Here is an 11,399-nt window from a genome sequence, read left to right as displayed (position 1 = left end):
CCGCAGGCCTTCTTCACACACGCGGCATTGCTGGATCAGGCTTGCGCCCATTGTCCAATATTCCCCACTGCTGCCTCCCGTAGGAGTCTGGGCCGTGTCTCAGTCCCAGTGTGGCTGATCATCCTCTCAGACCAGCTACCGATCGTCGCCTTGGTGGGCCTTTACCCCGCCAACCAGCTAATCGGACATGAGCTCGTCTCGACGCGAGAGCCGAAGCCCCCTTTCACCCGTAGGTCGTATGCGGTATTAGCCCGAGTTTCCCCGGGTTATCCCCCACGTCGAGGTGGATTCCCATGCATTACTCACCCGTCCGCCACTCTACTCGCCCCGAAGGACTTTCGCGTTCGACTTGCATGTGTTAGGCATGCCGCCAGCGTTCAATCTGAGCCAGGATCAAACTCTTCAGTTCAAACCGTCGCCGATCGCCGAAACGACCGACTTCTTTCCTTGCTCAACAAACTCTTCGTCACCGAAGTGCTTGCCGATATCTCTTGGAATCATCCAAACGACACCGGAGCACCCGCACAAATTATCTGATGACCCGATTGTTAAAGATCTAAATCTTGCTTCCGGCGTCGCTGAACTTCCGCTCCGCCAAGACCGACAATTCTACAGGACCCGAGGAACTTGTCAACCCCTCGTCTCGCGCTCCCTCGCCAATCAACCTCCCCTCTCCTTCACTCCGCAGCCCCTCCCGGACCGCTCCGCTCGGGTTCCCCCTCAGCGAGCCGCGCATTCTATACGACTCGGATGCGCTGTCAAGACCTGTGTGACGATAATGTTGCGAAGGGGCCAAAGGTAGGCTCAGACCGCCGCGCGATCCAACGAATCTATCGGTCCTTAACTGCTTCGGCGAGCGCGATGTACTTACCGTGGAGGTGCTCGACCTGTGCCAAGAGGGCAGGGCGCTCGCCGCTGTTGTCGAGGATGTCGTCTGCTCGGGCGAGACGTTCGGCGCGACTGATCTGGCTGGCGACGATGCGGTTGATCTCGCCGTGTGTCAGTCCGCTGCGGCGACGCACGCGCTCGCGCTGTGCCGACTCCGGGATATCGACGACGAGGACGCGATCGACGAGCGTGTGTTGGTTGGTCTCGAAGAGGAGCGGGATGACCAAGACGGCGTAGGGTGCGTGGAGCGCGGCAAGTCGCTCGAGCATCCGGTCTTTGATCCGCGGATGCAGGATGCCTTCCAGCCGGACGCGTGCTTCCGGGTCGGAGAAGACCTGGGCGCGCAAGGCATCGCGGTCGAGCCGACCGTCCCCGGCAATCAGGTTGTTGCCGAAGGCGGCGGCGATCTCGGCGAGAGCCGGTTGCCCCGGTTCGGTCAGTTCGCGCGCAATGACATCGGTGTCGATGACGGCCGCGCCGCGCGCGGCTAATGCGTCGGCAACGGTGGATTTGCCGCTGCCGATACCCCCGGTCAGGCCGATGACAAGCATCTCGTTGTCCAAATCCCCGCGCCTCACAGCGGACGCGTCAAAAGAAGCCGTTTCGAATCGCGATTGGCCGCGCACTCATGGTCCATGCCGGGTGGAGGTTTCACCGTCGGGGCGCACGCCAGCAGGAGCGCAGTTCAGAGTCCGACCATCTGGAGATAGGTCTGATTGATCTGCTCCCCCCACATCAGGCTGATCCAGCCCGCTGCAGCGAGAAAGGGGCCGAAAGGCATGGGCGCACCCCGCTCATGGCGCCCGCTCAGGATCAGGGCAACCCCGAGCACCGCCCCGGTCAATGCGGACAAGAGGATGATTTGCGGCAGGAATTGCCAACCGAGCCAGGCGCCGAAAAGTGCCAACAACTTAAAGTCGCCGTAGCCCATGCCCTCCTTGCCGGTGGTGAGGCGAAACAGATGGAAGACCGACCAGAGGCTGAGGTAGCCGGCGACCGCGCCGATGATCGCCGAGTGACTGTCGGTAAAGACCGTGAAGAGGCTCAGGACCAAGCCGAGCCACACCAGCGGCAGTGTGATGCTGTCCGGTAGAAGTTGGGTGTCGAAGTCGATCGCGGCGAGTGCGATCAGTGCCCAGGTCAGCAGGAGTGCGGGGCCGGTTTGCCAGGTGAGACCGAACTGCAGGACGACGATCAGGGTCAGGAGCGCCGTGACGGCCTCGACCAATGGATAGCGTAGACCGATTCCCGCACCGCAGGCCGAGCAACGGCCCCGCAAGAGGAGATAGCTCAATACCGGGATGTTCTCGTGGGCGCGAATCCGATGGCCGCAGTGCGAGCAGGTGGAGGGCGGATGGGCCAGCGAAAGCCGTTTTTGGTCCGGTCGCTCGCTCGGGTCCGACGTGCCGGAGATCTCGGCGCAATCACGCGCCCATTCGTCTTCGAGCATCCGAGGAAGCCGCAGGATGACGACATTGAGAAAACTGCCGACGATCAGTCCGACGAGGATCGAGACCGCATAGAGCAGAAGCGGGGTTTGCTCGAAGACGTCAATCCAATCCATGCAGGGCCCCCTTGGCCGTCGAGTCAGTGATCAGTGAAAGCAGGTTTCCGAGCCGCAGCCGCGACGGCGCCCGGTGAGAGCGGCATGGTCAAGGTCCGATGCGAACTCAACTGGGTCCAGAGCGAAACGCGTCATTTTCATGTTGCGTTTGGCTTTGGAGATGTCTTCGATCTCGGTGAGACGCGGTTAAAGATTTAATTTTTTTAATGCTTTAAACCGCGCCAGCTCCGACAGTCTTCGGAGCTGGCGCGGTCGAACCACTCCAATAAACGACGCATACCGCACCGGGCGCGGTTTAAACCACCGAGGCCAGTTTAAAGATCGGCAGGTACATGGCGATGATCAAGCTGCCGACGAGGCCGCCGATCACGACCATGATCAGGGGTTCGAGGAGGCTGCTGAGGCTGTCGACCGCGTTGTCGACTTGCTCCTCGTAGAAGTCGGCGACCTTCGCAAGCATGTCGTCGAGCGATCCCGACTCCTCTCCGATGGATGTCATCTGAATGACCATATGGGGGAACAAGTCTTGTTGGCGCATCGACAGTTGCAGCGATTGCCCGGTCGCGACCTCTTCGCGCATCTTCAAGACGGCGTTCTGGTAGACGATGTTGCCGGTGGCACCCGAGACCGAGTCCAGGGCCTCGACCAGCGGTACGCCTGCGGCGAACATGGTGGACAGGGTGCGCGCAAAACGCGCGAGCGCGGCCTTGTTCAGGATCGGGCCGATCACCGGGATCTTCAGCGCCGTGCGATCGACGGCCTCGCGGAACGCGCGGGAGCGCTTGAACGTGTTGGCGATGACATAGCCGATCGCGCCGAGTCCGAGGAGGATCGCCCACCACCATTTCTGCAGGGCATCGGAAAGACCGATCACCATGAGTGTGAATGCGGGCAGATCTGCGCCGAAGCTCGCAAATAGATCCTTGAACTGCGGGATGACGAAGATCAGCAGAACCGCGCTCACGATGATGGCCACCGCGATGACCGCGACGGGATAGAACATGGCCTTCTTGATCTTGCCCTTGATCGATTCGGTCTTTTCCTTGTAGGTCGCGATCTTGTCGAGCAGGACGTCGAGCACGCCGGCCTGCTCGCCGGCTGCCACCAGGTTGCAGACCAGGTCGTCGAAATAGAGCGGATATTTGCCCATCGCGAGCGCCATGGCAGTTCCGCTCTCGATGTCTTGCTTGATCCCCAGGATCAAGTCCTGCATTGCCGGGTTTTCGTGGCCGCGTCCGACGATATCGAACGCCTGCACCAAGGGCACGCCGGCGGACATCATGGTCGCAAGCTGCCGGCTGAAGATGGCCAGGTCGGTGCTCGTGATCTTTTTCTTGCCGCTGAAGAGCGGTTGAGGCTTTTTCTTGACCTTGGTCGGGCTCACGCCTTGCCGTCGTAGATCAGCCCGCACCATCGTCATGCTGGGGGCGCGGGTCTCGCCCGTCACCTTGGCCCCGCGCCGGTCGCGTCCCTCCCAAGTGAAGACGTACGCCTTCTCGGCCTGTGGTTTGGGTTTTGGCTTGGTCTTGAGTGCGGTTGCCATGAGCGTTCTCGTCACTCCTTGGTGACTCGGTTGAGCTCTTCGAGGCTTGTCATCCCTTCTTTGACCTTGCGCAGACCGGATTCCCGCAGGTCCGCGACGCCTTCGCGATGGGCCTGCTCGGCGAGCTGCATCGAGTTGCCGCCCTCGAGAATCAGCCGACGGATGGACTCCGATACGGGCATCACCTGGAAAATACCGACACGCCCGCGGTAGCCCTTGGTGCAGCGCTCGCATCCGACGGGTCCGAAAACGACGACCCCCTCCTCGATATCCGCTTCGCTGAAGCCCTCTTGTCGCAGGACCTCGCGGGGAAGGTCCTCGGGAGCTTTGCAATGCGAGCAGAGTCGTCGTGCAAGACGTTGCGCCATGATAAGCAGGACAGAGGAGGCGATGTTGAAGGGCGCCACGCCCATGTTCGCGAGTCGGGTCAGCGACTGCGGGGCGTCGTTGGTATGGAGTGTGGAGAGCACCAGATGTCCGGTCTGGGCGGCCTTCACCGCGATCTCGGCGGTCTCGAGGTCGCGAATCTCGCCGACCATGACGATGTCCGGGTCCTGACGCAGGAACGCTCGGAGCGCGGCCGCGAAGGTCAGCCCCGTCTTGGGATTCATGCTGACCTGGTTGATCCCCGGAACCTGGATCTCGACCGGATCTTCGACCGTCGAGATATTGATGTCCGGCTGATTCAAGAGATTGAGCGCGGTGTAGAGCGACACCGTCTTTCCGGATCCGGTTGGTCCGGTGACCAGGATCATGCCGTAGGGCTTATGGATGGCCTCCAGGAATGCCTCGCGCTGCTCGAGCTCGAAGCCCAGGGCCTCGATGCCGACCTGCGCCGATGCCGAGTCGAGGATCCGCAGCACGACCTTTTCGCCGTAGAGGGTCGGCAGCGTATTGACGCGGAAATCGATGTCGCGCGTGCGGCTGACTTTGAGCTTGATGCGTCCGTCCTGCGGGACGCGACGCTCGGCAATATTCATCCGTGACATGACCTTGAGGCGTGCGACCAGTCGCCCGGCGATATTCAAGGGTGGACTTGCCACCTCGCGCAGCATGCCGTCTTGCCTGAAGCGCACGCGAAAGAACTTCTCGTAGGGCTCGAAGTGGATGTCCGAGGCGCCCGCCGAGATGGCATCGACCAACACCTTGTTCACGTACCGCACGATCGGCGCGTCGTCGATGTTGATGTCCGCGTCTTCGCGCAGATCCTCGTCGTCGGGGGTGATCTCGAGCTTCTCCAGGTCCGCGTCCATGAGCTCGGTCATGGTCGTGTCCTGGGCTTCGATCGCGGTCTCGATCGCGGCCTTGAGCTTGTCCTCCTCCACCAGCACCGCGTCGGTCGCCAACCCGGTGTTGAAGCGGATCTCTTCGAGTGCTTGGTCGTTGGTGGGATCGGACAGGGCCAGGTAGAGGCGGTTGCCGCGGCGGAAGATCGGCAGCGCCCGGTGTTTGCGCACCAGTCGCTCGTCGACCAGGTTCACCGGGAGGTTCAACAAATCCAGCGCATGGAGGTCGAGCAGCGGCACCCCGAACTCATGCGAGGCCGCGACGGCGATTCGTCGACTGTCGAGCAGCTTTTGCTCGACGAGATAAGCCACGAAGGCTTGTCGGCGGCGGGCCGCGTCGTCGTAGGCGGCGATCGCTTCGCGCTCGGTGATGAGGTTGTCGCGCACCAGGCGCAGGGCGAGGCCCGAGAGCTTGTTCTTGGCTGTTTGGTCCGTCGCCATGGCTTGTCTGTTGTCGGACCTCAGCGGTTGACTGAAAAGGCGAGTCGGACGTTGCTTGCGACGAGACCGTTGTCCTTCTGTTCGCTCTCGTTGAGATAAAACTCAAGAACCGTCTCGCGGCTCATCAGCATGTCCTCGGTGACATCGTCGGCCAACTCGTTGACATGACAAAAGACACTGATGTAAGGCGAATCCGCTTCCCTTGGATCCGTTACCCAGAGCGACGGCGAGATGCGGTCCATGATCCTCAAAAACCCGTAGCCTTTATCGGTGAACCATTTGGTACAGACCCCGCGTACGCAGGATCCGGGCTTGCCCCACTCGTTGCGCGGCTCGTAGGAAATGGGCAACAGATCGGGGATCAGGAATCCGGAGTAATAGGCGTCGACCTGTTGCTGAAGTTGGCGAGAGACGTTCTTGAAACCCATCAATTCGACCCTGCAACCTGTGTTCTGCAACGCTTCGACGACTTGGAGGAAATCGCCGTCACCCGTCACCAGCAGGACTTGATCGAGTTTGTTGGCCTGCAACATGGCATCGACGGCCATATCGAGATCGGCGTTGGCCTTGGTGGTGACATTGCCGCTCTCGTCAGTATAGCGCCGGACCAACTTCACGGTGATCTTCCAACCGAAGTCACGCACCATTTGTTGGTAGGTCTGTGCCTTCTTCCGATACTCCAGGTCCTCGCGAGCGCGCTCGGCATCGAAGGCCATGTAAGTGTTCAAGCGTTGCAGGACCCCGCCTTCGCGCGCAGCGAATCGTCGCAGCACGTCGTAGCGCATCTGAAAACCGCCGTTGTAGCGGACATTCTCGGCATCGACGAAGACGCCGACTCTGAAGCTGGAGCTCATAGGGATGATGAATTCGCGTTCGGTGCACGGCAAACGCAGGCCTCGCCCTCTTGCATAACGAGTGCGAGGCTCACGTGTACCCTGCGGTCCGCCGCCGGCGGACCTCTTCGTTTGGTCGGTCGCCCGTGCCGTTGCCGGCACACGACCGACCCCTTCGCACTATTGATTGGCGCGATTCTCGATCAGATCATTCACCACGGTGGGATCGGCAAGCGTGGAAGTATCGCCGAGCGAATCGATCTCGTTGGCGGCGATCTTGCGTAGAATCCGGCGCATGATCTTGCCCGAACGGGTCTTCGGCAGGCTTGGCGCCCATTGGATGATATCGACGATGGCGATCGGGCCGATCTCCCCGCGCACCATTGCGACCAGCTCTTTCTTCAGGTCGTCGGTCGGGTCGACACCGGCCATCGGCGTGACGTAGGCATAGATGCCCTGACCCTTCAGATCGTGCGGGTAACCGACCACGGCCGCCTCGGCGACGTGTGGATGCAGCACCAACGCCGACTCGATCTCCGCGGTGCCGAGGCGATGCCCGGAGACGTTCAACACGTCGTCGATGCGCCCGGTGATCCAGTAGTAGCCGTCGGCGTCGCGACGTGCGCCGTCACCCGTGAAGTAGTAGCCCGGATACTGCTTGAAGTAGGTGTCGATGAAACGCGCGTGGTCGCCGTAGACGCTGCGCATCTGCGCCGGCCACGGCTGACTGATGACCAGCGCGCCCTCGCCCGGACCCTCGATCAGGGTGCCCTCGGCCGGATCCACGAGCGCCGGCACGACTCCGAAGAAGGGCAGAGTGGCCGAGCCCGGCTTGAGCGCGGTCGCGCCCGGCAGCGGGGTGATCAGGTGGCCGCCCGTCTCGGTCTGCCACCAGGTATCCACGATCGGGCAACGCTCGTCGCCGACGACCCGGTGGTACCACTCCCATGCCTCGGGATTGATCGGCTCGCCGACCGAGCCGAGGATCCGCAGCGACTTGCGCGAGGTCTTCTTCACGGGCTCCTCCCCCGCACGCATCAAGGAACGGATGGCGGTCGGGGCGGTGTAGAAGATATTGACCTGGTGCTTGTCGATCACGTCCCAGAAGCGGGACATGTCCGGATAGTTCGGAATGCCCTCGAACATCAGCGAGGTCGCGCCGTTGGCCAGCGGGCCATAGACGATATAGGTGTGACCGGTGACCCAGCCGACGTCGGCGGTGCACCAATACACCTCGCCGTCCTGGTAGTCGAAGGTGTACTTGTGGGTCATGGCGGCGAAGACGAGATAGCCACCCGTGGTGTGAAGGACACCCTTTGGCTTACCGGTAGAGCCGGACGTGTAGAGGATGAACAACGGATCCTCGGCGTCCATCTCCTCCGGCGGGCAATCCGTGGATGCGCCGGCGAGGGCCTCGTCGTACCAGATGTCGCGACCTTCGGTCCACTCCACCGTGCCGCCGGTACGGCGCACGACCACGACGGTATCGACGTTGGGACATTCCTGCAGCGCGGTGTCGGCATTCTTCTTGAGCGGGATGTGACGCCCGCCGCGTACGCTTTCGTCTGATGTGATGACCAGGCGGCACTCGGAGTCGAGCACGCGATCGCGCAGCGAGTCGGGCGAGAAACCGCCGAAGACGATGGAGTGGGTTGCTCCGACGCGCGTGCAGGCCAGCATTGCCACCGCCGCTTCGGGGATCATCGGCAGATAGATGCAGACCCGGTCGCCCTTGCGCACCCCACGTGATTTCAGCACGTTCGAGAGCTTGCAGACCTCGGCATGGAGCTCGCGGTAGGTGAGCTTGCGATCCTCAGCCGGGTTGTCGGCCTCCCAAATGATGGCGACCTGATCGCCGCGGGTCTCGAGATGACGATCCAAGCAGTTGAAGGAGACATTCAGCTTCCCGCCTTGGAACCATTTGATGTGCAGGTCTTCTGCCTGGTAGCTGTAGTCCATGACAGAGTCCCATTTCTTGGACCAGGTCAGGAACGTCTCGGCCTGCTCGGCCCAGAAGCCCTGCGGGTCGTCGATGGACCGCTTGTACATGGCGGCGTACTGCTCGGCATTGACGTGGGCCTTCGCGGCGATGGCCGCGGGAACCTGGTAGACCTTCTCTTCCGACATGGTTGTTGTCTCCTCGGACTTGGTGGAGTGATCTGCGCCGGTGCACTGCGGGCTTTCTTCGGTACCGGCGCGAGCGAACGCCTAATAGTAAACGCTCCAATAGGGCGCAGCCAGCCGGGATATGCCGGTGCCTACCCGGGGAGGGCCGAGTCTCAGCATAAGAAGTCGCGCAGCGGCAGTCCGTTGCCGTTGTCCCGATAGGCGGCTTGGGCGAGGAACAGCTCGGCCGAGGCCAGGGCATCGCTCAGTGCATTGTGTGCGCTGTAACGTGGCAGATTGTAACGATCGCCGAGTGCGTGCAGACGCAGATCGGACGCCTTGAACGGGGTCTGGCGGCGCTCGAAGGTTCGGTAGGCCAGCGTTTGGGTATCCACGACAGGCATTAAAAGCCCTTGCTTCCAGAGCCGCTTGCAGGCATTGGTCAGAAAGCCGCGCTCGATCCGTGCGTGATGGGCGATCATCACCTTACCCGCCAGCACCTCGAGAAGCTCCTCGATGACGTCGGCGAGCTCGCTGCCTTCGGCGGACTCGTCGTCCGTGATCTGATGGATGATCGCCGTCGCCTCGGGGATGGATCGATCGATCCGCACGACACGATGGCGGGCGCTCGACAGGTCGATGGAGGTGCCTTTGACTGCGACATATCCAACACTCAGGATCAGATCGTTGGCGAGGTCCAAACCGGTCGTTTCCAGATCGATGGCGAGATAGTCCACCTCCCGGTAGTCCGTTTTCGCCAGCGGAAACGGATGATCCAGATAGGAGCGCAAGGGACCCGGCGGGGTCCGGCGCAATTGCCAGCGGCGGCGCCAATCAAGCAGTCGCGACATCGGCCGGCCTACGCGAAGCGACCCGCTTGGTAGCGCTGTCCGAGAGACTCCTGCATGGTGTTGATCAGGAGAAAGGCGTCCTTGAGATGTCCGCGCTCCAGCGCAGAGAGCTCGTCCGGAGACAGGAAGTTATCCGCCTTCTTGCCGTGAGCGAGCTGATTGGCCTGATGACGCATCCGCAGGGTTCCGACCAGCTCGATGGCGTCGGTCAGGTTGGCTGCTCCGTCTTTACTCAAGGTTCCGTACTCCGCCGCGGAGCTCAGGCGCTCGATGGTGTTGGTCTCGGGCAGTCCGCCCGAGAGTGCGTAGATGCGCGCCAAGTCGACGATGGGCACGATGCCCTTGTGCTTGATGTCGAAGGTGTGGTCGTGGTCGCCGCCCTGGATCAGCACGATGTTGCGGAAGAATCCCAGCGGTGGTCGATACTTGAGCGCATTCGCGACCATGTAGGCGACGAAGATCCGATTCGCCTTGGAGCGCTCGAGGACGCGCTCCTGTAGCTCGGGGAAGAGATTGTCCGGGTCATGCACGGCACGCAGGTCGAAAAAGACGTTTGCGAGCATCAGTGACATGGGCTCGGGCTTGAGGATCCAATTGGTGAAATATTTGTGCCAGATCCGAAGGGGTTGGCGCCATTTCGGGTTCGATGCCATGACATCGCCCGGACAATAGACGAAACCGCAGGCATCGAGACCGTCGTTCACGATCTTGGCGAGTGCCGCGAAGTAGGCGTCATCGTCCGGTTTGGCGTGGTCCGCGATCAGGAGCGCGTTGTCTTGATCCGAGTGCGAGGACTGCTCGCGGCGCGCCTGCGAGCCCCCGACGATCCAGGCGTAGGGGACAGGCGCGCTGCCGAGGTCCGCCTCGGCAAGCGCGATCAGGCGCTGCGTGATCGCGTCGGTGACGGCACTGATGGCCTGCCCGACGTGGTTTGCGGTCGCTCCCCCGTTGACGAGGTGGACCTGAAGCTCGGGGATCTTGGCGCTGATTTGAACCAGGGTTTCAATCGATGTCGCGCGGTGGATATCGCCGACGAGATACACGGCGTTCGCGCTTTGAAAGCGGGTGAGGTCGGTCGTCGAGATCAAGCCGGCGACGCGCTCGCCGTCCAAGACCGGCAAATGATGCACATTGAGGCGAGTCATGGTGATCAGCGCCTGGAAACCCAGTGTATCGACCTGCGCAGTCTGCAGTTTCTCGGTCATGATTTCGCGGACCGGTCGTTCGGTCGACAGACCGACGGCGACGCAGCGACTGCGCAGGTCTCGATCCGTAATCATGCCGGCGAGCCGGTCCCCTTCCATGATCAACAGAGATGAGACGCGGTGCTCGGACATCACCTGCGCGGCCTCGCGAATGCTCGTCTCCGGGCTTGCGACAATCGGCGTGCGGTTGATCATGTTACCGATCTGCACCGTCATCAGGCCGGTGCCGGCGGCCGGCGCGTCCACCATGATGTCCAGCGCCTTGCGCAGTCGACTGGAGATGGATTGGTCGAAATGCTCCGCGAATTCGGCGTGCCGCTCGCGCAGATCCGCCAACTCCGCGCAGGGGAGGGCGTAGACCAAGGTGTCTTCCGAGGTATTGCCGAAAAATCGACCACCTTCGGGTGTCGGCCGACAGGGCATGTCGCACAAATCGCCCTCGGCCAGCTTGCCGACCAGCTCGCCGTTGGAATCACGTAGCTCTACCGCGCCGCGGCGTAGGAGATAGACGCAGGGCGGATCGGCGTTTTCCGGCGGGAAGGGTGTGCCGCGGCGAAAATAGCGCACCGAAAGGCGCTGGGGAAGACGTTCGAGCGTGTCCTGCGGCAGTTGATCGAAAGGCGGGTGACTGGCCAGGAAGTCTCGGATCTCGATCAGCTCGATGTTCATGGCACGGTACCCT

General features: G+C 61.9%; 8 protein-coding genes and 1 rRNA gene. All 9 read right to left on the bottom strand.

The window, feature by feature from the left end; translation table 11 throughout:
- Positions 1-409: ribosomal RNA gene (locus GPT33_RS03050) — 16S ribosomal RNA — on the bottom strand; the annotation flags it as partial.
- Between the two features lie 421 nt (positions 410-830).
- Positions 831-1,439 carry a dephospho-CoA kinase gene (coaE, locus tag GPT33_RS03045; protein WP_296805809.1) on the bottom strand — a complete coding sequence of 203 codons (609 nt, stop codon included), beginning with the start codon at positions 1,437-1,439 and terminating at the stop codon, positions 831-833.
- 134 nt (positions 1,440-1,573) lie between these two features.
- Positions 1,574-2,452: an A24 family peptidase gene (locus GPT33_RS03040; protein ID WP_296805808.1), complete on the bottom strand. Its 879-nt coding sequence runs from the start codon at positions 2,450-2,452 to the stop codon at positions 1,574-1,576.
- A gap of 295 nt (positions 2,453-2,747) precedes the next feature.
- Positions 2,748-3,995: a type II secretion system F family protein gene (locus tag GPT33_RS03035; RefSeq protein WP_296805807.1), complete on the bottom strand. Its 1,248-nt coding sequence runs from the start codon at positions 3,993-3,995 to the stop codon at positions 2,748-2,750.
- A gap of 11 nt (positions 3,996-4,006) precedes the next feature.
- Positions 4,007-5,722: a type IV-A pilus assembly ATPase PilB gene (gene pilB, locus GPT33_RS03030; RefSeq protein WP_296805806.1), complete on the bottom strand. Its 1,716-nt coding sequence runs from the start codon at positions 5,720-5,722 to the stop codon at positions 4,007-4,009.
- A 20-nt stretch (positions 5,723-5,742) separates the two neighbouring features.
- Positions 5,743-6,576 carry an NYN domain-containing protein gene (locus GPT33_RS03025; RefSeq protein ID WP_296805805.1) on the bottom strand — a complete coding sequence of 278 codons (834 nt, stop codon included), beginning with the start codon at positions 6,574-6,576 and terminating at the stop codon, positions 5,743-5,745.
- 159 nt (positions 6,577-6,735) lie between these two features.
- Positions 6,736-8,682 carry an acetate--CoA ligase gene (gene acs / locus GPT33_RS03020; RefSeq protein WP_296805804.1) on the bottom strand — a complete coding sequence of 649 codons (1,947 nt, stop codon included), beginning with the start codon at positions 8,680-8,682 and terminating at the stop codon, positions 6,736-6,738.
- A 152-nt stretch (positions 8,683-8,834) separates the two neighbouring features.
- Positions 8,835-9,512: an exonuclease domain-containing protein gene (locus GPT33_RS03015; protein ID WP_296805803.1), complete on the bottom strand. Its 678-nt coding sequence runs from the start codon at positions 9,510-9,512 to the stop codon at positions 8,835-8,837.
- An 8-nt stretch (positions 9,513-9,520) separates the two neighbouring features.
- Complete coding sequence (locus GPT33_RS03010) at positions 9,521-11,386, bottom strand: putative nucleotidyltransferase substrate binding domain-containing protein (RefSeq protein WP_296805802.1); 1,866 nt, start codon at positions 11,384-11,386, stop codon at positions 9,521-9,523.
- Positions 11,387-11,399: the final 13 nt, after the last annotated feature.

This window comes from Thiocapsa sp. (assembly GCF_011390875.1).
Lineage (GTDB): Bacteria > Pseudomonadota > Gammaproteobacteria > Chromatiales > Chromatiaceae > Thiocapsa.
Note: the sequence above shows the minus strand (reverse complement) of the source record. Positions and strands in the feature narration are given on the sequence as shown.

Excerpts from the sequence above, each read along its gene's own strand:
- coaE (WP_296805809.1), bottom strand. The coding sequence starts at position 1,439 with ATGCTTGTCATCGGCCTGACCGGGGGTATCGGCAGCGGCAAATCCACC.
- GPT33_RS03040 (WP_296805808.1), bottom strand. The coding sequence starts at position 2,452 with ATGGATTGGATTGACGTCTTCGAGCAAACCCCGCTTCTGCTCTATGCG.
- GPT33_RS03035 (WP_296805807.1), bottom strand. The coding sequence starts at position 3,995 with ATGGCAACCGCACTCAAGACCAAGCCAAAACCCAAACCACAGGCCGAG.
- pilB (WP_296805806.1), bottom strand. The coding sequence starts at position 5,722 with ATGGCGACGGACCAAACAGCCAAGAACAAGCTCTCGGGCCTCGCCCTG.
- GPT33_RS03025 (WP_296805805.1), bottom strand. The coding sequence starts at position 6,576 with ATGAGCTCCAGCTTCAGAGTCGGCGTCTTCGTCGATGCCGAGAATGTC.
- acs (WP_296805804.1), bottom strand. The coding sequence starts at position 8,682 with ATGTCGGAAGAGAAGGTCTACCAGGTTCCCGCGGCCATCGCCGCGAAG.
- GPT33_RS03015 (WP_296805803.1), bottom strand. The coding sequence starts at position 9,512 with ATGTCGCGACTGCTTGATTGGCGCCGCCGCTGGCAATTGCGCCGGACC.
- GPT33_RS03010 (WP_296805802.1), bottom strand. The coding sequence starts at position 11,386 with ATGAACATCGAGCTGATCGAGATCCGAGACTTCCTGGCCAGTCACCCG.